Here is a 21535-nt window from a genome sequence, read left to right on the forward strand (position 1 = left end):
TGACCTGGACAAAGTTACGCGAAGATCAACACAACACCAAATCGCCAGGTCAGAGCACTGCAGTCAGTTAACAGGCGATACTTTTCTCGAATTTTTGCTTCTCGCGATGACTTTCTGCGCCCACTGCGGTCTGTATGAGCAGGAACCAACAGGAACCGAAGCGTTCAGTAATCAATCAACCGAGTTCAAGGAGCACCCAATGTCTCGTCTTCTCTTCGTCAACATGCCGGTCAAGGACGTCGCCGCCACCCGTGCATTCTTCAGTGGCCTCGGCTTCGAGTTCAACGACATGTTCAGTGACGAGAACACTGTCTCGATGATCGTCAGCGATTCCGCCACCGTCATGTTCCTGAACGAACCGCGTTTCGGGGACTTCATCGCCGACGACATCTGCGACACGTCGAAAGCTCGTGAAGCACTGATGTGTGTGTCGGCCGACAGCAGGGAGGAAGTCGACACCTTCGTCGACGCGGCGATTGCTGCCGGCGGCAGCAAGTGGATGGAGCCCCAGGATCACGGCTTCATGTACGGACGCGCATTCCGCGACCTCGACAATCACGTCTGGGAGGTCATGTGGATGGACCCGGCTGCGACTGTTCCCCAGCAGTAACGCACAGCAACAGCAGTAACGAGCAGTCGCGCGGGTCCCTCCATACCGGAGGGCTCGCGCAACTCCTTGCCCCTACAACTCGGCAGGGCCCCTACAGCTCGGCAGGCAATCCGAACCGTGCGAACAGACTCAGATCGAAGAAACACGTCACGTGCGAGATCCCGGACTCGGTGACATCGAGAACGTGCAACTGGAAAGCGCGGTGAACACCATCGGGCTCGCGCATGTAGAGGCCGAACGCCGGCTGACCGTTCGCAGCGGTCGGAAGTAGGCGCATCGCTCCTGGTCCGTCGGCCGGGCATTTGGTTCCGATGAGTTGCCCGATTGCCTCGGGGCCCTGGTACCAACCCTCGAACGGAGGCATCTCCCAGATGGCTTCGCGCGTGAACAGTTCGACGATGGCCTCGACGTCGTAGCTCTCGAAGCTGTGCACGTAGTCGCGAAGCAACTTCCGGGCAGCCTCGGTAGTCGGTTCCACGAGATCGTCCTCGGTGGGTCCGATGTGATTGATCTGCGCGCGAGCCCGCTGCAGCAGGCTGTTTACCGCAGTGGTTGTGGTGTCCAGCGCCTCCGCAACTTCCGACGCCTTCCACTGGAGAACGTCACGTAGAACCAGAACCGCACGTTGGCGCGCGGACAAGTGCTGCAAAGCGGCGACAAGGGCGAGCCTGACCGAATCGCGATTGACGACCATGACGGCCGGATCATTGACGTCGCCCAACGCAGAATCGGCAATCGGTTCCAACCAGGCAATCTCGTTGCGCTCGATCAAATCGTCGGCCGGGTCCGAACTAGGTGCGCCGAGGCCGGTCGGGAGGGGACGCCTCGATCTCCCCTCCAGCGCGGTCAGGCAGGTATTCGTCGCGATGCGGTAGAGCCAGGTCCTCAGAGATGACTGGCCCTTGTAACCGTCGAACCCGCGCCAAGCCCGGATGAACGTCTCCTGGACCTGGTCTTCGGCGTCGTGAATCGACCCCATCATGCGATAGCAGTGCGCCAGCAACTCGCGGCGGTACGGATCGGCAAGAGTGAGGAAATCACTGTCCAACGCCTGATCGACTGTCATTTGTTCAGACTAGTGGCCGAGCGCCCGAAACACAGGCGTCGGCGAGAATTCGATCAGGCAGGCGCCTGCACCGCAGTCAACCTGGATCTCTTCCGGAGAACGAACCCCAGTGATTCGTAGAGTCTGATCGCATTCGTATTCGATTGCACTGCATGGAGAAATGGCAGCTCGCCGCGCTCGCGAATCCCGGCAGCGACGGCACGGATCAGCGTCGTACCCAGGCCTCGACCCCGAAAGTCGCTGTCAGTGCACACCGCACTGATTTCCGTCCATCCCGGAGGGTGCAACCGCTCCCCCGCCATGGCAACAAGTCTTCCGTCGACGCGAATGCCGTAGTAACTGCCCATCTCGACGGTACGAGGAAGAAACGGTCCTGGCTTGGTGCGCTCGATCAATGCCAGAATTTCGGGAACGTCGCCCGTTCCGAGAAGTTCGACCGACGGATCAACGGAGACTTCGAGTGCGGATCCGTCCATCTGCACCGAGCCGAACTGATCCACAATGCGCCACCCTTCCGGCGGGCGGTGATCAAATCCTCGCAAACCTACTGTGCCGCCAGGACCTACGAGTGTGAGTAGGTTCTCCCAGTCCTCGGCGTCCAACTCGGGCGGATGACCGACAAACGGCGCGACCGTCGGGTCGTATCGCGCAACTCTCCCTGCCCAGCGAGCGAATTGCGCATGATGTCCGCGAAGTCCTTGTCGCACAGGATCGTCCAGCGGATGGGTGTCGACATCCGTGTCAACTGTCTCGACAAACGACGCCAGGGTCGCCTCCGTGGTCATCGAACCTCTTCCTGCCCTATTTGCCTGTGATGGAGGCGGACGAACCTCCCCGCCCACCTCTATGACAACGCTAGGAACACTTGCTGTCGTAGTCGCCGGATAGAATCAAGATGATTCTGACCTCGACCTGTATTTCCGGCGTCAATCAGGGCTCGATTGCAGATCTGCACCAGGACATTCGTCGCGACGCCTCACCAACCGGAAGGCTATTTGGCATGAGCAACTCCGACCCGATCAGGTCTGCATTCGACCAGTTGCCCCTGAAGGAGATGGACGCTGCAACGCTGGTCTTCGCCATCGAGAGCGCCGTCGACGAGCTGGCGATCTCGGGTGAAACCCTACGGCTCGCCATGGAGGTCGCGACCCTTGCGCACCTCGATCAGTTCAGAAAGAACGGGATCAAGTCCGACGAGGATCCCTACATCGTTCATCCCCTACGAAATGTATTGCGGCTGCTTCGGTACGGGTGCTCCGATGTCGAGATCCTGAGCGCAACCGCGCTTCACGACACGGTCGAGGACCGACCACACGCCGTCATCGCGCTCCTCGGTGGCCAGACTGCAGACGACATGTCCGCATCCGAAGCGCAGGAACGTGCGTCAACACTCATCGCCTCGCGCTTCGGCCACAGAATCTCCGAACTTGTTGAGGCAGTGACCAATCCAATCGACTACCCATGCGACAACACCACCGCCGGATATCAGGATCACGTCATCCGCGCGATAGCGGATCCCGCAGTGTTCCTCGTGAAGTTCAGTGACTTCGTCGACAACGCGGGAAGCGTGAAGTACCTGAGCGAGACCGACAGGCTGAGACTGGTCACGAAATACGAACCACTCGTGGAGCACTTCAAGCGGACTTCACTTGCTCTCGGCAACGGATTGCATCTCCCTCCCTCAGGACTCGACGCGATCGCAAAGCACATCGCAACCATCGAAGGCGATTTCTCGAATACGGTCCGACCGGACATAAAAAATACTCGCCAGTAGTACCGATCAGTAATAATCGAGCAACCCAGAGAATTCTCCGAATATGCGATTTTGTTACCAGTGAGTATTCACTTTCTTGCCGATTTCATTACCATCGTGATCCGTGTCACAAGTCCGAATTCGATTGCACCGCAATGATTTAACGCCATATGTGTAACCGTGGTTCACGTTGACTAATATTCTTCAATTCGCCCAGGTGACATGAGCGTCGACATACTGCATTCTTAGATAAACCAGGGATTCCCTGGAAGCAGACACAATATGTTGCTGATTCGTGATTGGAGCGGTTCTGAGTCCACGCCTGCAGGGTGGCGCACAAGGCACACAGTGCCTCAGCGCACACAGCGCTTCGGTGCACACAGTGCTTCAGCGCAGGGGACTCGACGAACCGGAAGGGCAATCACTTGCCGACGCGCAACCGGGGGAAACACAGCGCATCGCGGCGTAGTTCACGAACCGGGGAATCCGGGTACGTGGGACACGGTCGGCTCATATCGCAACGTACGTGACGAAGAATCTCATCAAGGACGGTGGCAGTGACAATGTTCAAACGAATCGCAGTGGTCAATCGAGGTGAGGCCGCGGTCCGGCTGATCAGGGCTGTACGCGAACTGAACGCCGAACACGACTACGGCATTCGCGTCATTGCGCTGCACACCGAGGCCGAGCGCCGCGCCATGTTCGTCCGCCAGGCCGATGAGGGCGTGACCCTGCGCAGCACCGGCACCGGTAGCCCGTACCTCGACTACGCCGAACTCGAGCGAGCACTGCTCGCAGCCAAGGCCGACGCAGTCTGGGTCGGCTGGGGCTTCGTGGCCGAGGATCCCGCCTTCGCGGAGATCGTCGCGAAACTGGGCATCACGTTCATCGGCCCGAGCGCCGACGCGATGCGCCTGCTCGGCGACAAGGTTGCCGCCAAGATCCTGGCCGAGAAGGTCGGCGTACCGGTCGCCCCGTGGAGCGGCGGACCGGTCGAAACGCGCGCCGACGCTCGTCGTCATGCTCAGTCCATCGGATATCCCCTGATCATCAAGGCCCGAAGCGGCGGCGGCGGACGCGGTATCCGCAAGGTCTGGGCCGAAGACGAACTCGAAGTTGCACTCGAGCGCACGCAGGGCGAAGCAGAGCGGTCCTTCGGCGACCCCGTCGTCTTCCTCGAACGCCTTGTCACCGATGCACGCCACGTCGAGGTACAGGTCATCGCCGACAACCACGGCAATGTCTGGGCTCCGGGCGTTCGCGACTGCTCGATTCAGCGTCGCAACCAGAAGGTCATCGAAGAATCCGCCTCCCCCGTCCTGACCGAAGAACAGTCGGACCACCTCAAGAAGGTGTCCGCCGAACTGGTCAAGGCAGCCGGATACCAGGGCGCAGGCACGGTCGAATACCTCTACCAGCCCGAGAACAAGCTCTTCACGTTCCTCGAGGTCAACACCCGCCTGCAGGTCGAGCACCCGATCACCGAGGTCACCACCGGAATCGACCTCGTCAAGCTGCAGATTCTGGTCGCCAGTGGTGACGAATTGGTCGGTGACTGCCCGCCCGCATTCGGCCACGCCGTCGAAGCCCGCCTCAACGCCGAAGACGCCGACAACGATTTCGCGCCGGCACCCGGCACCGTTCAGCTCCTCAAGTTCCCGCTCGGCTCCGGCATCCGGGTCGACACCGGCATCGCTGCCGGGGACGTCATTCCGCCCGACTACGACTCGATGGTCGCGAAGGTCATCGCGTGGGGCCGCAACCGCTCCGAGGCACTTGCGCGTCTGCGCACTGCCCTTCGTGAAACCACTGTCGTACTCGACGGCGGCACTACCACCAAGTCGTTCCTCCTCGATCTACTCGATCGCGACGAGGTCATCTCGGCATCCGCGGATACCGGCTGGCTCGACCGCACGGGCGCCCTCACCGGCACCACTCGCCGCGCGGACGTCGCGCTGATCGCCACCGCCATCGATGCTTACGACGCCGAGGAGTCACTCGAGCGTGCGGCCTTCCTCGCCTCGGCACGTGGCGGCCGCCCACGCGCCAATCACGCGATCGGCCGTACCGTCGAGCTCAACTACCAAGGTCAGGCATACAAACTGACCGTCGGGCGTATCGGCCCGCACCGCTACCGCGTCGACGGAGACGCCGGAGACATCGAGGTCGACGTCGATCGTCTCGGTGACTTCGAGTCACGGCTGGTGATCGGTGATCGCCGCTTCCACGTCGTTTCCGTCGTGAGCCCGGCTCGCTATCTCGTCGAGGTCGACGGCATCAGCCACCAGATCAGCCAGGACGACGCCGGCGTAGTCCGCGCGCCGGCTCCCGCCGTAGTGGTAGCAGTACCGGTCGCGGTCGGCGACGACGTCGAAGCCGGATCCACTCTGGTCGTGCTCGAATCCATGAAGATGGAGACCGCGGTTCGCGCTCCGTACGCGGGCAAAGTGCGTGAGGTTCTCGCTACCGTCAACTCCCAGGTCGATGCCGGCGCACCGCTCCTGCGCGTCGACCAGGTCAGTGAGGAAGCTGTCACGGAGAAGGCTCCGCGAGTCCAATTCGATCTTCCCGCAGCAACTTCCGGATCCGATACCCGCGCAGATGCATTGGCACAGCTGGAAGCACTGACCGCGATGATCAGTGGCTACGACGTCAGCGGCAAGCACGCAAACGCTGTTCTGGCCGAATACGACGCACTTCGCAGCGCACTCGAATCCGAGGACCGCGAACTGGTCCAGGCAGAACTGGCTGTGCTGACCACCTTCGCCGACATCTGCGAACTCTCGCGCAACAAGCCCACCTCGGGCGAGTCCGCGAAGGACGAATCCGTCCACAGCCCCCGCGAGCACTTCCACACCTTCCTGCACTCACTCGACTCCGAGCGCGAAGGTTTGCCGGCGTCGTTCCGCACGAGACTCGAACGGGCACTTCGCCACTACGACGTCACCGATCTGGAAGATCGCCAGGCCGTCGAGGAAGCGGTGTACCGACTCTTCCTGGCTCTGCAGCGCATGGAAGCCCAGATCCCGGTCATTGCAGCACTTCTCGAAGGCTGGCTCGTCGGCGACAAGGCTCCCGGTTGCTCGGCGCAGGAGCTCAACGAGGTTCTCGATCGACTCATTGTCGCGACGCAGGTCCGCTACCCCGTCATCGGCGACGTCGCCCGCAACCTTCGCTTCCGGTTCTTCGACGAGCCGCGCATCCGCAAGGTTCGCGAAGACGTCTACGACGGAGTACGCGGCAACCTCGCCTACCTCGAAGAGCAGCCGGACGCTGCAGATTTCGACGAGCGAATCGCCAACCTCGTCGCCACTCCCGAACCGCTCCTGGACCTGTTGGGTCGAAAGATCGGCCTCGGCAACCGCGATGGCGGCCCTCTGCTCGAGGTCATCACGCGTCGCTACTACAAGATTCACTCGTTCGAAGACGTCCGAGTTTTCGAGCACGTCGACCGCCGTTTCGTAACCGGCAACTTCGACCTCAAGGGCGACGGGCTGCATCTGGTCTCGACGGTGGCCGAATTCGACGCTCTCGGTACGGCTCTCGACGATGTCGCCACGATCGCGCAGGATGCTCCATCCGGTCGCGGGCTCGTAGTCGACATCTACCTCGACTGGCCTGATCAGCCCGCCGACGGCGACGCGCTCGTCGAGACGCTGCGCACCGAACTCTCGCGCAACGAGACGATCACACGGTCTCGCCGCGCGACGGTGATCATCTGCAACCCGAACGGGGATCCGGTCCGGTGGGTCACCTTCCGCCCCGTCGACGGCGAACTGGTCGAGGACCACATCATCCGCGACATGCATCCGCTCACGGGTCAGCGTCTGGACATGTGGCGCCTGAAGAACTTCAACGGAAAGCGCCTCCCGGCTCCGGAGAACACCTACCTGTTCCACCTCTCGGCCAAGGAGAATCCGAAGGACGAGCGCCTGATCGCTCTGGCCGAAATCCGCGACGTGACACCGCAACTCGACGACGAAGGTCAGATGGTTGCACTCCCGGCCATCGAGCGCACGCTCGCTGCCTGCCTCGACGGTATCCGTCGTGCGCAGTCCCAGCGCGGCGACAAGCGTCGACTCGCAGCCAACCGCGTCGTGCTCTACGTGTGGCCGGTCGCCGACGTTCCCAGCGAGCGCTTCTCGGTGATCGCTCAGAACGCAGCCCGACTGACCGTCGGCGCCGGGCTCGAAGAGATCACGCTCATCACTCGGCTCAAGGACCGAAAGGGCGGCGCGCCCAAGGAAGTTGCGCTGCGATTCTCCTACCGCGCAGGTGCCGGTGTGGTCATCAACAAGACCACACCTCCCACCGAACCGCTGCTCCCCCTCGACGCGTACGCCCAGAAGGTCCAGAGTTCGCGGGCACGCGGAACTGTGTACCCGTACGAGCTGATTCCACTCCTGACCGGCACCAAGGGCACCTTCGTCGAGCACGACTTCGACGAAGCGGGCGTCCTGTCACCTGTCGAGCGTCCGTACGGTCTCAACAAGGCCGGCATCGTCGTCGGCCTCGTGAACACGCCGACGCCGCGCTATCCCGAGGGAATGACCCGTGTCGCGCTATTCGGTGACCCCACCAAGGCGCTCGGTACCGTCGCCGAGGCCGAATGCTCACGCGTCGTCGCTGCCATCGACCTGGCCGAGAAGTTGAACGCTCCGGTCGAGTGGTTCGCACTGTCCTCCGGTGCCACCATCTCGATGGAGAGCGGCACCGAGAACATGGACTGGGTCTCCCGCGGCCTGCGCCGAATCATCACCTTCACCCAGAACGGCGGCGAGATCAACATCGTCGTCACGGGCATCAACGTCGGCGCTCAGCCCTACTGGAACGCCGAAGCCACCATGTTGATGCACACCAAGGGCATTCTGGTGATGACCCCGGACAGCGCGATGGTGCTGACCGGCAAGCAGTCTCTCGACTACTCCGGTGGTGTGTCGGCCGAGGACAACTTCGGTATCGGTGGTTACGACCGCGTCATGGGCCCCAACGGCCAGGCGCAGTACTGGGCCCCCGACCTCACTGCGGCGTGCGAGATCCTGTTCCGTCACTACGCACACTCGTACCTCGCTCCCGGCGAACGGTTCCCGCGCCGCGCAGCGACGACGGACCCCGTCGATCGCGACGTGCGTAGCTTCCCGCACACCCACCCGTCGAGCGACTTCGAGACGGTCGGCGACATCTTCTCCTCGGCGAAGAACCCGGATCGCAAGAAGCCCTTCGACATTCGCACCGTGATGCGTTCGGTGGTCGACCAGGACCACTCTGTTCTCGAGCGTTGGGCCGACATGGCCGGCGCCGACACCTCGGTCGTTCTGGACGCGCACCTCGCCGGACATCCGGTCACAGTGGTGGGCATCGAATCCCGCGCGATCCCACGTAAGGGGCACTTCCCCGCCGACGGTCCCGACACTTGGACGTCGGGAACGCTGTTCCCGAACTCGTCGAAGAAGACTGCTCGCGCGATCAATGCTGCGAGCGGCAACCGTCCGATCGTGGTGCTGGCCAACCTGTCCGGCTTCGACGGTTCCCCGGAGTCGCTGCGCAACATCCAGCTCGAGTACGGCGCCGAGATCGGCCGCGCCATCGTCAACTTCGACGGACCGATCGTGTTCTGTGTCGTCTCCCGCTACCACGGCGGCGCGTTCGTCGTGTTCTCCGGTGCGCTCAACGACAACATGGAAGTTCTTGCTGTCGAAGGCTCGTTCGCGTCGGTACTCGGCGGCGCCCCCGCCGCCGCAGTGGTCTTCACCCGTGAGGTGAACACCCGCACCAACAACGACCCGAAGGTGCAGCAACTGGAGGCAGACTTGGCAGCGGCCAAGGATGACACGGAGAAAGCACATCTGCGCGTAGAACTGAACGCTCAGCGCATCGCCGTCCGCTCCGACAAGCTCGGCGAAGTGGCATCCGAATTCGAAGCGATCCACAACATCCAGCGGGCCCGAGAGGTCGGCTCGGTGGATGAGATCGTCCCTGCCGCAGAACTGCGTCCGCAGATCATCGCAGCAGTCGAACGCGGCATGAAGCGCGCACTCGCGCAGTAAGTTTCTCCGCACGTCGAGCGGTCCCGCGAAATGCGGGGCCGCTCGATTTGTGTCCAGGCAGCGCCTGCGTCAGACGCCCTCGAGCGCCTCTCCGATCTCTTCGAGGACGTGATTGTGCTGCTCTGTTGCGAGCAGATGCCCCGCTGCAATGGTGACTGCCACGGGCCACTCGATGATCTCGAAGGCGACCATCAGTCCCATCACCGCAAAGTAGGCGATCTGCTCGGGTCTCGGAACAGGGATGGCACCGACGATCGGTAGCTCCAACTCGAAGCTCCGTGCCGAACGGACGGATTCCACTACCGCGCGGTGATCGACGGGGTTCGTGTGGTCGACGGTGTTCTGGGACATGTCACGATTCCTCAGGATTCATCTCGGGTCGCCCGGGAGTTCGGCGACGTGTCACTTCCAGCAGCGACGCTCACAAGCGTGTCCGATTCACCGGTTTCCGCTTCTTTGATTTCCACGTCGCTGATTTCCACGCTGTCGCGGGCGCTGACTCCCTCGGTTCGGGAGGTGTACGCAGTGCTCGTTCGCGTCGGGATCTTGCGAATCGTCGATTGACCGTTCGCGTTCTCCTCAGTTGCGGCAATCCGCTCCAACACCCGCGGAGCCAGCGCCGCGAGCAGCGTCGCCGCCGACGCGCAGCCCACCGCTTGGCCCCAGGCGATGGGACCGAGCGGCGTGCAACCGAGAAATTGGCTCACCACGGGTGTGCTGACGAGCGTCGCCAGCGCCGCAGCGGATCCGGCAACGGTTGCGACCACCAGCGGACTGCGTGATTCGAGCAGCGTCTGCCCCAGTTGGGTGCCCACCAGGGCAACTAACGCCACCGTCGACGCTCGCCGCCTCCTACCGCTCGCCCGGGCCAGAAGCCACGCTGCCAGCGCACCGATTGCCGTGGCACCGCCGCGGACAGCGATCGTCTGCCACAACGCATGAGCGTCCATCTGTTCGGACTTCTCGGATCCGTTCTCGGACGGGGTGCTCACCGCAAGCGCGGCAGCGGGCAAGGCGTCCGTCATCAGATTGACCAGTAGCAACTGCCTTGCGTTGAGCGGTGATTCGCCGGACAACGCAGAACCGATCAGCGCGAATGCGACTTCACCCGCGTTGCCTCCGAGCAAAACTCCTACCGCTGATCTGACCCGCCGCCACAATTGACTGCCCTCGTCCAATGCGTCGGTCAGTCCGCCGACACGGCCGTCGAGGAGCACGATGTCTGCGGCGCCGCGCGCCGGATCACTGTCGGTCGACGCCACCCCGATTCCCACGCTGGAAACTCGGATCGCCGCAGCATCGTTCGCGCCGTCACCGACCATGGCGCACACCCGCCCGTCGGTCTCCAACGCTTGCACGATCTCGACCTTCTGCTCGGGTGTCACGCGCGCAAAGACGCTGCTGCCGCGGACCGCATCCCGTCTTTCGGCGCGAGAGAAGTTCTCCCAGTCAGGACCGGTGACAACGTCCTCGCGTGCGACGTCCAACCCCAGTTCGGTGGCGACCGCGGCCGCTGTTGTCGGATGATCCCCGGTCAGCACGCGCACTTGCCGTCCGTCGCCTCGAAGTTCTCGAACAAGTTGCGTTGCTTCGGGTCTCAGCGTGTCCGAGAGTCCGAGAAGGCCGACCGCTTCCAACCCCTCGGAGCAACACTGTTCGAGAAATTGCGAGTCTTCGCCTGCGCGTCGCGCGTCGTGTTCCGACAACTCGCGCTGGGCGACGGCAACCACCCGCAGTCCGCGTCCGGCCATGCTTTGAACGTGCTTCGCCGACACAGCATTCGGATCTCGTCCTGCTTCGGTCACGAATTCCGGCGAACCTTTGAGTGCGATCCGCCTGCCGAGCAAAGCTGCCGAGTACGGCCGCCCCGACCTGAACGGAACGAGGTTGTTCGCCTCGACGTCACCGAAAACCGAAGCATCGTCCAGAGCTTGCTGGGCTGCATCGACGACGGCGGCATCCGTCGAATGAAACACGCGATCGTCGCGACTTCCCAGGGCACTGCGCGCCGCAACTTCCAGAATCTCGCTTTCGTCCCAGCCGTCGACGCGTTCGACCGCGGCCACCCGTAGCTTGTTCTCGCTGAGGGTTCCGGTCTTGTCGAAGCAGACCACGTCGACACGACCGAGCGCTTCTATCGATCGTGGCGCACGAACCAACACTCCTGCTGCAGTGAGCCTTCGCGCTGCGGCCTGCTGAGCCAGAGTGGCAACCAGAGGCAGCCCCTCCGGCACGGCAGCCACAGCCACGGCCACACCTCCGGTGACGGCGCGGCGCAGACCGGTACCACGAAGCAGACCCGCGACTGTCACCAACGCCCCACCGCCGATACTGGCCGGCAGGGTCGCCCTCGTGAGTTCGCGAAGTCTGTTGGTCAGGCCCACAGCAGGTCCGGATCGGGACACACCGACATCGGCACGCCTGGTCACCGTTCGGGCTCCGATGGCCGTGACCACGCCACGACCGGATCCGGCAAGCACTGTTGTCCCTGCGTAGGCCATGCACCGTCGCTCGGCCAGTGGCATCCCAGGGGTCGGGTCGGTCTGCTTGTCGACGGGCAGGGACTCTCCCGTCAACGACGACTCGTCGACTTCCAGCGATTCGACGCTCAACAGGCGACAATCTGCGGGCACGATGTCCCCGGACTCGATTGCCACGACGTCACCGAGTTCGAGCGCGTCGGCCGCTGTCTCGACCGTGCCGTCGTTGGTTACTCGCCGAGCTACCGGTTCCTGAGTCCGCAAGAGCCGCTGCACCGCCCGCTCCGAATGAAGCCGTTGAACAGCGGACATCGCGGCATTGCCGACCAAGACCGAGCCGACCAGGACGGCGTCTACCGGTGAACCGAGGACTGCACTGGCAGCGGAGCCGGTCGCCAACACAGGCGTCAGTGGATCCGCCAATTCTGTTCGCAACGCCGACAATCCGTCACGGATCAACCTGAACCGTGCGGGCGCTCGCACACGAGCTTCCGCACGGTGCGGTGTATGTCGGATGGATTCGGATAGTTCGCGAACGACAGCATCACCGTCCATCTCATGCCAGGTATCGCTCGGAGTACCGACAGGGACGGGCGCTTTAATCACAGATCGGGACAGGGTGTATCCGGTCCACAGTCCCGCGGCCGAACCAGCTGTGATCGGCCCCGGCCCAGCCCCTCGAACTCCCGGAAGCATGATCAAGGCACCCAATGCCGAAGAACCTGAGGAGAGTTCGACACCGCGCCTCGTCGCTGTTCGAGCAGCCGGGAGCGCATGGACAACCCGCCACGCCCCGGCCAAGTCGGTGTGGATGTCGGCACTCACGTGCTCGCCACTCGGTGGTGAAATCCCGATGCGTAGCACTGCCTGCCCCGCTATCGCCCTACTCGACACGATCGCAACTGTCCGACCCTCGGCCACCAACGCCGAGAGAGCCTCGCGCAGGCCGGCTTCGGCAGTCGATTGCGCCGGATAGAGCTCGTCGAATCCACTTCGCAGTGATCCGAGCCCGTCGTCGTCGATCGTGACGGCTGCGACCCCGGCCGCACGTATTTCGCCTATCAGTGTTTCCGCCAGACCTTTTCGCACGGGTCGCACGACCACTTCGGCGCCGCCGATGCGGTGCCTTCCCACTCCGACAGTTCCGTCGTTCAGAGCTTTCCTGGCTTGTGCCCACACCACGACGCGGTCCGACTCGGACACCTCTCGTATGTCGGAAACCCGGAGCGAGTCGTCGAAAAGGACACTCGGATCGACGAGGACGGTATCGACACGATCGAGCATGCGTAGAGCCGCGGGGTCCGAAACGGCGACGTGGTGCGTCCGCCACAGACCGTATGACACACCAGCAGCGAATGATTCGCGCGACATCCGAAGCGGTCGCGGCGCCGAAACCTTGATACTCGTCGCGACGGTGTCACCGCCGGCAGAGACGGTAGCCAGTGCAGCCCCGGCCGCCAGCTGAACCCCGGCGATCCTGTCTGCGTAACGCTCACCTGAGCCACTCGGTTCAGGCCTCGTGGAAGCACCGCGACCGCCAGGTTCGAATGACCACACCCGCCGAGAGTGTCGCGCCGCCAGAGTTTCGCGTAGCAGCATCGTCCGCAGCCCGAAATCCACGGCCAATGACGCAGGCGCATAGGTCAGAACGTCCGCGAACGACGTCGCCGACTCCAATGCGAAGTCGGTGAGCGAACGGCCAAGGCGCTGTTCGATTCGCCGACGCACCCGGGGTTGATAATTGATCGCCGACGCGGCCGCCGAGACATAGGCGGAACCTGGGATTCGCGGGGCACCGAATATCGATCCCGCTGCTGCAGGAATCATCCCCACACCCGCCAACGCGAGGGTGCCGGTCCGCAACGCCACGTCACTGACAGCGGTTCGCGGAATCGTCGAACCGCCCACCAACGCGAGTCCCGACAACGCCAGGCGCGGCGGCAAAGTTGCCACCGACACCGCACGCCGGGCCATCGCTGAGAACATCAGTGAGTGGATCGAGTGTGCGAAGAACTGTGAGTTCGATCCTGTGACCGGCCGGCCGCCTTGTGGGAGTTTCCGCTCGATTCCTTCTTTACCTGTTCTGGCTTGCTCGTGCGGCCAACCGCCTTGACCTCGCGATCCGTCCGACCGCTCTTGCGATCCCATTCGTGGAGTACCAGGGCCGTGCCGCCGACTGCCAAGATCACCGGCCATTCCACCAATCCCGCCGCACCCACGGCCGCCATCGTGAGAACCGCCGTCGGCGTCGAGGAACTACCCGCACGAATTCCGTCTCGGACACCCTCCGCCGATCCGCGTATCCCGCCCGTCACTCCACCGATCACTCCACCACCGACGGCTCCGGCCACCGTCGTCGTTGCGTCTGCCACCCCACGAACGACGCGGGTGGCTTCGTCCACAATCATCATCGGACGCTCCTATCAGCAGTCCATCGAAGAATTCAGTATTTGAGGCCATACCCAACGCTGACGGCGGCAATCACGATCCGATACATTTTTCGGCGAACCTGGCGAGGGCGCGCCATCGCCAGCGCCGTGAGAGGGTACGGTGCGGGATGCAGCGACCACCTTCATCGACGGGAGTTCCACACAGTGGCGATCATCGGAAATTCGGACCTCGACATCTTCCGACTTAGCTTGGGCGGCAACCCTTTCGGATGGACAGCAGACGAGAAGACGTCCTTCGAGATCCTCGATTCGTTCGCCGAAGCCGGTGCAAACTTCATCGACACCTCCGACTCGTACACGGCGTCGGCTCCCGGCAATTCCGGCGGGGAATCCGAAACGATCATCGGGAAATGGATCACCGATCGGGGACTGCAGAACGACATCGTCGTCGCCACCAAGGTGGGTAGCCATCCCGATTTCAAGGGCCTGAAGGCCGACAACATCGCGGCCGCAGCTGAGGCGTCGCTGCAGCGCCTGCAGACGGACTGCATCGACCTGTACTACGCGCATTTCGACGACCCGCAGACTCCGCTCGAGGAAACTCTCGAAGCCTTCAATGCGTTGGTCGTCGCGGGCAAGGTTCGCTATCTCGGAATCTCCAACTACAGCCCCGATCGCGTCCGGGAGTGGCTGCGAATCACCGAAGAGAACGGTTACGCCGCGCCGATCGCCCTGCAACCGCACTACAACCTGGTTCACCGCAAGTCGTACGAACCCGAACTTGCCCAGATCGCCACCGACAACAACATCAGCGTCTTCCCGTACTTCGCTCTCGCTTCCGGCTTCCTGACCGGAAAATACAAGACCCGCGCGGATATCGAAGGCAGCTCCCGCGAACGACTGACCGCCGGATACTTCAGCGACGCCGGACTCGACGTCGTCGCGGAACTGGCGACAATCGCGCAGGCACACGACAGCGAGATCTCGACCGTCGCGCTGGCCTGGCTGCTGACTCGACCGGGCATCACCGCACCGATCGCGAGCGTCAGCCGGCCCGAGCAGCTCCCGGCGCTACTGGACGCCCCGAATCTGGTGCTCTCGTCGAACGAACTGGACACTCTCGAACGGGTGTCGGCGGCAGTCGGAGCCTGAGATCAGGCAGTTTTGAGATGAGCGCCGAGGGCCGTGTTGTTGATCGTCCAGAACGACCAACCGTCATGGCTCTCGGTGTCGCCTGAGATGTGACCGGTGACGGCATTTGCGGCCGCGGTCGGATCTGGGAATCGGCGGCCTTCCATCGGTCCGCGCATGATCTCGACGACCTCGGTGGTTTCGTCGAAGCGCCCGACCCAGCGATATCCGTGGCAATCGGCTGTCATCTCGAGGCGATTGTCGACGACTTCGATCTCCTCGACACCGCTGGCGCGACGCTTCTTCGCGGCGACCGGCGACGTCTTACGCTTGGTCGCAACCGGGGTCTCGACGTAAATGCTCGGATCCTTGACCGCGGCCAAGCCCAGCGCATCCCAACGATCGTGACCGTGCACGACGCGCCCACGCGGAATCGCGTGATGGCCGGTGCGATTACGTCCGGGGCTGTCCATGATCCACAGGTCGACCTCGGCGCGGATGTCGTCGGCGACCTCGTTGGAGGGCAACATGTAGAACTCGTGCGGATCTGCTGCCAGGTCGACGAACACCCAGAACTCGGAGCGGGTGTCGTCACTCTCGAGCGACTCGTCCTGACGCCTGGCCTGCCAGTCACCGTCGAGCTTGGACCGCACGCGGACGATTCGGCTGACACCGTCAGCGCCCGTCACCTCGACGGGATTACGACGTGAGTGCGTGAGACGGACAGCCTTGCCCCCACGCTGCGTAGCTTCGGAAATGAACGCATTGATGCCGCGGCTTGCGGTGTCTTCCATGATCGACCTGTCTCGAGCGGGTACGCCCGCATCACCGGATCGGCATCGGGGTCGAGCATTGAGCGAAATCCCGGCCTTTACTTCGATCGTGTGGCCGGTCAGTACCCCCGACCTTACAGCTCCGGCGACGGCCTGACTACGGCGCCCGACGCTCGTTCCCAGAGGTCAGCAGTGCAATGTCCCCGTAAAGCGCCGCCCGGTGAGCGAACATCAGCTCTTCCACACCGTCGAATTGATCCCCGACGTAGTGCGTGTTTGCAGCCGAAAGTTCACGTGAGCCGGAGCGCGCAAGTAGGTCGTCGATCCGGCTGTCGAGGCTCGCTGCATGCGCAACCGCGCGCTGCGAACTCAACTGATCCTCGGCCCGTGCGACCAGGTCACCGATCCGCGCGAGGGCCGCCACGCGCTCGACCAGCTGGTCCCAGACCGCGCCGAGCGCTTCCCTGCGCGAAGCGATTCCGGCTCGGGTTCCCTCGTCGCGTGCCAGTGCAGCCGCGTCGTCCAACTCCGCAAGAATCGAACGCAGCGCGACGGTGTCGACCGCGATCTGGGTGATCTCGTCGGCCAGGTCGAGTTGGTTGCGTTGAATGACGAAGTGGTCGGAATGCCACGCGCTGGAGCTTTCGATCCGGTCGAACAGATTCCCGGCGAGTTAAAGCAAGGCGTCGTACTCACCGGCGCGTCCCTCGGGTTCTGAATCGACCAGTCCGTCGAGGACTTCCGCGATGCGCCTTCCGGCATCGGCGATGACACCGGTTCCCTGGACCTTCCCGAACTGGGCGGCAAGTTTGTCGAGTGCTGCGTTTCCACTGCTGGCCACGACACCGAGCCCCACCGGCAGCTTGGCTGGAACCGGTGTACGGGTGAGCCCGGCAAAGAGAGCCTCGCGTTGCTCGACGTCGAGATGCAGGCCGTCGCGCCGGTCCTTGCGGATGGCACGGACACTGCTCGCGAAGTGACGATTGGAATGCACGATCGCCGATCGCATCGACTGAACGCGCTTCTCGAGCGCCTGCACCCGTCGTTCGAGGACAACCTGAACAGGGCCGATGCGAGTCGCGAGCAGTCGACGTCTGGTGCGGGCCAGCTCGTCGGTGAGATACCGCAACTCCGAGAAGCCGCCGATCTCCGGGAACGAACGTCCGACACTGCGCCGGTTCGCCAGGATCGATCGCGTCGACTCGTCCCCATACCCCCCGGCAATCAGCAGCGCGACATCATCGGACAACTCCGGCCGGTTCGACTCGACGGTTCCCGCCGCACACCACTCCCTCACTCGGGTGGAGATGAGCGTTCGCCGTTCGGTCACCGATGCCACGACAAAGACGTCGTCAGTTCCGTCTCTCATCTCACGGCCATCCGTCATCTCACGCCTCCTGCTGGGTGCCGGTTACCACTGTTCCAGAATCTGCCGACACGCGCCCGACCCCTGCGACCCAGCTCGACGCACCCCTGCCATACCGTAGGCGGGTGACCTCCCTGCGATCAGACGCGCACGCAGGTCACTCGCGCGCATCGAAGACTGATCCAGCAGTTCAACCGCTGCTTCCCGACCTCGCGATCGAACAACTTCACTCCTTGTTGCAGGTTCGTTCCTGGACTCTCGCGGAATGGTTCGCGATGGCCGACCAACGCGGATTCCTCGCGCCCGCTGCCAGCGTTCCGCTCTTCATGGAAGCCGCGCTGAAGTATCCCGAGCACCGCGAGGCGCTACTTCGCCTCGCCGGTCGACGCGGGCAGTACCTGGCGGAGCAGAACCCGGATTGGGCCCAGCTACGACGAATCGGATCACGCCGGGACGAGCTGTGGCTTTCGCCCGATCCGGACGACCGTACGGCCTGGTTCGATTACATACGTACGGTCGACCCGGAACTGGCGAGCGAAGAGCTCGAGATCGCTTGGGACGACGAGGCCACGGCAAGCCGGCTGCACTTCCTCGACCATCTCGACGTCGGGCTGGGTGAACACGACTACGCGCTCCTCGAGCGTGCACTCGACGATCCAGCCGTGCGGGTCCGTGAGCGTGCAATTCAACTACTACGGCAACTCCCCCGATCTCCGTTTGCCTCTCGAATGGTCACTCGGGCTCGGTCCTGGGTGCGGCTCGAGACGAAGCCCTTGCGGCCGCGCCTTGCCGTCCGATTGCCCGGCTCGCTCGACGACCTCGCATTTCGTGACGGCATCGAAGACGTCCACTACAAGAACAAGGGCATCCGGCGCTGGTGGTTACGGCAAGTCGTGACCGCCACTCCGCTGACGCTGTGGGAATCTATGGCCGGTTCGCCACGCGAGGCCCTCACCATCCCCATCGAGAAGCAATGGCGCGCAGTGATGATCGAATCATGGACTGCTGCAACCGTTCTCCAGAAGAACACCGCGTGGGCGTCGGCATTTCTGGAGCGGGACGGGCGCACGACCGACCGGAGAATCGTCGCCATCGCGGACCCACGCGAGCGCGTCGAGTACATCGTTGCCGGCCACGCGGACGAGTACCTTCTGGGCGTCGACGGCAGCGCACTACTCGACGGCATCGACCGCCCATGGCCCCTGGCCGTCGCCGAAAAGTTGTTGAACGCCTTGGAGAACGAAGCGATGGAGCATGCTGCGACGGGTGAGGACTTGGGCATCCACTCGCGTCACAGTCACTTTTCCACCCTGCGAAGCGTGCAGGCGCGCTTCCCTTTCGACGCCGTACCGCTTCTGCAGGACGCGGCGGCCCGAACGAGTGACCCCGGGTGGCAACACGCATTCACCGACAGCGCCGTCAACATCGAGCAGCGCCGACTCCGCTTGGACGTCCTGCGCAATCACCGCTGAACGACGAAGGGGCCGCATCCTTGGAACGGAATGCGGCCCCTTCGTCGTTCGTGAAAGATCAGACCACGCTGACCATCTCGTGATCAGCCACACCGGCGGCCAACACCCGAAGGTGATCTTCGGTGCTGCCGAGGGTGTGCTCGATGGCGACGAGTCGGCTCACGTAGTGCCCCACCGGGTACTCTGCGGTCATACCGATACCACCATGCATCTGGATCGCCTCCTGGCCGATGAGCCGAGCCGAACGCCCGATCTGCAACTTCACCCGCGAAGCGATCACTGGATCGACGACGCCGTCGGCAAGGGACATCGTTGCGTACAGACTCATGCTGCGTGCCAACTCGAGCGAGACGTACAGGTCGGCGGCGCGGTGTGTCAGTGTCTGGAACTTTGCGAGGGGAACCCCGAATTGCTTACGCGTCTTGAGGTATTCGGTGGTCAGGCGTAGCGCCTCTTCCATCGCTCCGACAGCCTCGGCGCACAGCGCGGCCTGCTCACGGATCTGCGCGGCCTGGATCAGAGCAGTAGCGTCACCGCCCTCACCGAGTGCTTCGGCCGGCGTATCGGTGAACTCGATCTGCGCCCCGCGCAACCCGTCGTGAGTGGCGTAGGACTTGCGTACCAAACCGGAGGCATCGCTCTTGACGAGGAACAGTCCGACGCCACCGCCGGGGAGCGCAGCGCTCACGACCAAGTTGTCCGCCGTCGCGCCGTGGCCGACGGGATTCTTGATACCGGTGATGGTCCAGCCGCCGTCGACCTGGGCCGCCGCGGTGGCCCGTTCGGTTGCCGGCCAACGGATTCCGGGTTCCTGGTCGGCGAACGCGAGGAACGTGGTGCCCTCGGCCACTCCGGGAAGAATCGACGAACGCTGCTCTGCACTGCCACCTTCGGAGATGAGGCCGCCCGGCGTCACGACCGCGTCGAGTAGCGGCTCGGGTGCCAAGCGTCGACCGATCTCGGTCATGACCGCGCCGATTTCCACTGGGCCGGCGTCCATGCCGCCGTCGTCCTCGGAGAATGTCAGGCCGAGCAAGCCGACCTCGGCCAACTGCTTCCAGACCTGCGGGCTCCACCCGGGATCGGAGTCGATGATCGCGTTGCGCTTCTCGGCGTCGTAGCTACGCGCGAGGAGATCCTTGGTGGTGTCGCGGAGAAGTTTTTGTTCGTCGTTGAGTTCGAAGTCCATGCCACGCCTCACAATCCGAGGATCGAGGAGGCGATGATGCTGCGCTGCACTTCGCTCGATCCGCTGTAGATGGATACCTTGCGGTAGTTCAGGTACGTCGGGGCAGTGTGCTGCGCCCAGCTCGCGGAGGCGATGTCGCTGCCCGCGTCGTACGGCAGTGAATCAGGGCCGGCCACGTCCATCAGCAGTTCGACGCTCGCCTGCTGCAATTCGGAGCCACGAAGCTTGAGCAGCGACGACGCCGGGTTCGGCTGGCCGTCAGCGGAACTGGCGACCACCCGGAGCTGAGTGAGCTCGAGGGCAAGCAATTCGTTTTCGAGTTCGGCGAGGCGAGCAGCGAAGAGCGGATCTTCGAGCAGTGTTCCGTTGCCGACCTTGACCTCGGCAGCGCGGGCCTTGGCCTGGGCCAGACGAACCTTCGAGAACCCGACGCGGGTGACACCGGTTCGCTCGTTGCCGAGCAGGAACTTGGCGTAGCCCCAGCCCTGGTTCTCTTCACCGACCAGGTTCTCTCCCGGAACGCGGACGTCCTCGAAGAACACTTCGTTGACCTCGTAGCCGCCGTCGATCAGCTTGATCGGGCGGACCGTGACGCCAGGCGTCTTCAGATCGACAAGGATGAACGAGATGCCGGCCTGACGCTTGGGCGCATCGGGATTGGTGCGCACCAGGCAGAAGATCCAGTCGGCGTACTGTCCCAGCGTCGTCCAGGTCTTCTGACCATTGATGACCCAGTCGTCGCCGTCGCGGACCGCACGGGTCTTGAGCGAAGCGAGATCGGAACCGGCCTCGGGTTCGGAGAATCCCTGGCACCACCAGATGTCGAGGTTCGCAGTCGCCGGAAGGAACTTCTCCTTCTGCTCCTGCGAGCCGAAGGCCGCGATGACCGGACCGACCATGTTGGCGTTGAACGCCAAAGGTTCGGGAACCGACGCAAGCTGCAGTTCGTCGAGCCAGATGTTGTGCTGGACCGGGGTCCAGTCCTTGCCGCCCCACTCGACCGGCCAGTGCGGTACCGCCAGACCGTGAGCGTTGAGGATCTGCTGCGCCTCGACCATACGGTCGCGCCCCAACTCCTCGCCGTGGGCGTACGCCTCCCTGATGTCCGCGGGGATTTGCGTACGGAAGAACGTCCGCATCTCGTCGCGGAACGCTAGTTCCTCGTCGGTCAATGCCAGGTTCATCGGGATTCCTTCGCACTCGAAACCGGATTCATGTTCGGTTCGACCGTACCCCGACAGCTATGGAGGCGGAACAG

At 63.4% G+C, this 21535-nt stretch carries 13 protein-coding genes and 1 pseudogene; 5 read left to right on the plus strand and 9 right to left on the minus strand.

The genetic code is table 11. The annotated features are described in order from the left end of the window. The first annotated feature begins 199 nt into the window (after nucleotides 1–199). Complete coding sequence (locus tag M1L53_RS27200; RefSeq protein ID WP_003945103.1) at nucleotides 200–610, plus strand: VOC family protein; 411 nt, start codon at nucleotides 200–202, stop codon at nucleotides 608–610. A gap of 91 nt (nucleotides 611–701) precedes the next feature. On the opposite strand, the gene M1L53_RS27205 is transcribed toward M1L53_RS27200, so the two are convergent. Then, nucleotides 702–1676: a sigma-70 family RNA polymerase sigma factor gene (locus tag M1L53_RS27205; protein WP_003945115.1), complete on the minus strand. Its 975-nt coding sequence runs from the start codon at nucleotides 1674–1676 to the stop codon at nucleotides 702–704. A 53-nt stretch (nucleotides 1677–1729) separates the two neighbouring features. Then, nucleotides 1730–2461 carry a GNAT family N-acetyltransferase gene (locus M1L53_RS27210; protein WP_007732221.1) on the minus strand — a complete coding sequence of 244 codons (732 nt, stop codon included), beginning with the start codon at nucleotides 2459–2461 and terminating at the stop codon, nucleotides 1730–1732. A 215-nt stretch (nucleotides 2462–2676) separates the two neighbouring features. On the opposite strand from M1L53_RS27210, the gene M1L53_RS27215 reads away from it, so the two are divergent. Beyond that, nucleotides 2677–3450, plus strand: a complete 774-nt coding sequence (locus tag M1L53_RS27215) for a hypothetical protein (RefSeq protein ID WP_225320093.1) — start codon at nucleotides 2677–2679, stop codon at nucleotides 3448–3450. A 542-nt stretch (nucleotides 3451–3992) separates the two neighbouring features. Further along, nucleotides 3993–9476, plus strand: a complete 5484-nt coding sequence (locus M1L53_RS27220) for a carboxyl transferase domain-containing protein (RefSeq protein ID WP_030536903.1) — start codon at nucleotides 3993–3995, stop codon at nucleotides 9474–9476. A 69-nt stretch (nucleotides 9477–9545) separates the two neighbouring features. Here M1L53_RS27220 and M1L53_RS27225 read toward each other — a convergent pair whose 3' ends face one another. The 3 genes from M1L53_RS27225 to M1L53_RS27235 are packed head-to-tail and all read right to left on the minus strand — an operon-like array spanning nucleotide 9546 to nucleotide 14367. Beyond that, nucleotides 9546–9827 carry a hypothetical protein gene (locus M1L53_RS27225; protein ID WP_030536904.1) on the minus strand — a complete coding sequence of 94 codons (282 nt, stop codon included), beginning with the start codon at nucleotides 9825–9827 and terminating at the stop codon, nucleotides 9546–9548. Nucleotides 9828–9838: 11 nt separating this feature from the next. Continuing rightward, nucleotides 9839–13942 (minus strand): cation-translocating P-type ATPase, encoded by a 4104-nt coding sequence (locus M1L53_RS27230; RefSeq protein ID WP_054187338.1) that lies wholly within the window; start codon nucleotides 13940–13942, stop codon nucleotides 9839–9841. Further along, the gene (locus tag M1L53_RS27235) at nucleotides 13942–14367 is read right to left on the minus strand and encodes a hypothetical protein (RefSeq protein ID WP_050656660.1); all 426 of its coding nucleotides are present in this window, start codon (nucleotides 14365–14367) and stop codon (nucleotides 13942–13944) included. Before M1L53_RS27235 ends, M1L53_RS27230 begins: the two co-directional genes overlap by 1 nt. Before the next feature lie 183 nt (nucleotides 14368–14550). On the opposite strand from M1L53_RS27235, the gene M1L53_RS27240 reads away from it, so the two are divergent. Further along, nucleotides 14551–15498 carry an aldo/keto reductase gene (locus M1L53_RS27240; RefSeq protein WP_007732210.1) on the plus strand — a complete coding sequence of 316 codons (948 nt, stop codon included), beginning with the start codon at nucleotides 14551–14553 and terminating at the stop codon, nucleotides 15496–15498. A gap of 2 nt (nucleotides 15499–15500) precedes the next feature. Here the strand turns inward: M1L53_RS27240 and M1L53_RS27245 are convergent, their stop codons facing one another. Together M1L53_RS27245 and M1L53_RS27250 are read right to left on the minus strand one after the other, a co-directional pair. Further along, nucleotides 15501–16271 carry a hypothetical protein gene (locus tag M1L53_RS27245; RefSeq protein WP_003945109.1) on the minus strand — a complete coding sequence of 257 codons (771 nt, stop codon included), beginning with the start codon at nucleotides 16269–16271 and terminating at the stop codon, nucleotides 15501–15503. Between the two features lie 136 nt (nucleotides 16272–16407). After that, nucleotides 16408–17637 (minus strand): annotated as a pseudogene (locus M1L53_RS27250) (hypothetical protein). A 104-nt stretch (nucleotides 17638–17741) separates the two neighbouring features. Here M1L53_RS27250 and M1L53_RS27255 point away from each other — a divergent pair. Beyond that, complete coding sequence (locus M1L53_RS27255; RefSeq protein WP_054187339.1) at nucleotides 17742–19088, plus strand: DUF5691 domain-containing protein; 1347 nt, start codon at nucleotides 17742–17744, stop codon at nucleotides 19086–19088. 58 nt (nucleotides 19089–19146) lie between these two features. Here M1L53_RS27255 and M1L53_RS27260 read toward each other — a convergent pair whose 3' ends face one another. Together M1L53_RS27260 and M1L53_RS27265 are read right to left on the minus strand one after the other, a co-directional pair. After that, nucleotides 19147–20277, minus strand: coding sequence for an acyl-CoA dehydrogenase family protein (locus M1L53_RS27260; protein WP_054187340.1), 1131 nt, complete (start codon nucleotides 20275–20277; stop codon nucleotides 19147–19149). 8 nt (nucleotides 20278–20285) lie between these two features. Continuing rightward, a complete protein-coding gene (locus M1L53_RS27265; protein ID WP_007736177.1) occupies nucleotides 20286–21461 on the minus strand; it encodes an acyl-CoA dehydrogenase family protein in 1176 nt (391 codons plus the stop codon). Nucleotides 21462–21535 lie beyond the last annotated feature (74 nt).

It is taken from the genome of Rhodococcus sp. T9N, assembly GCF_024436645.1.
In the GTDB taxonomy this organism is placed as follows: Bacteria; Actinomycetota; Actinomycetes; order Mycobacteriales; family Mycobacteriaceae; genus Rhodococcus_F; species Rhodococcus_F qingshengii.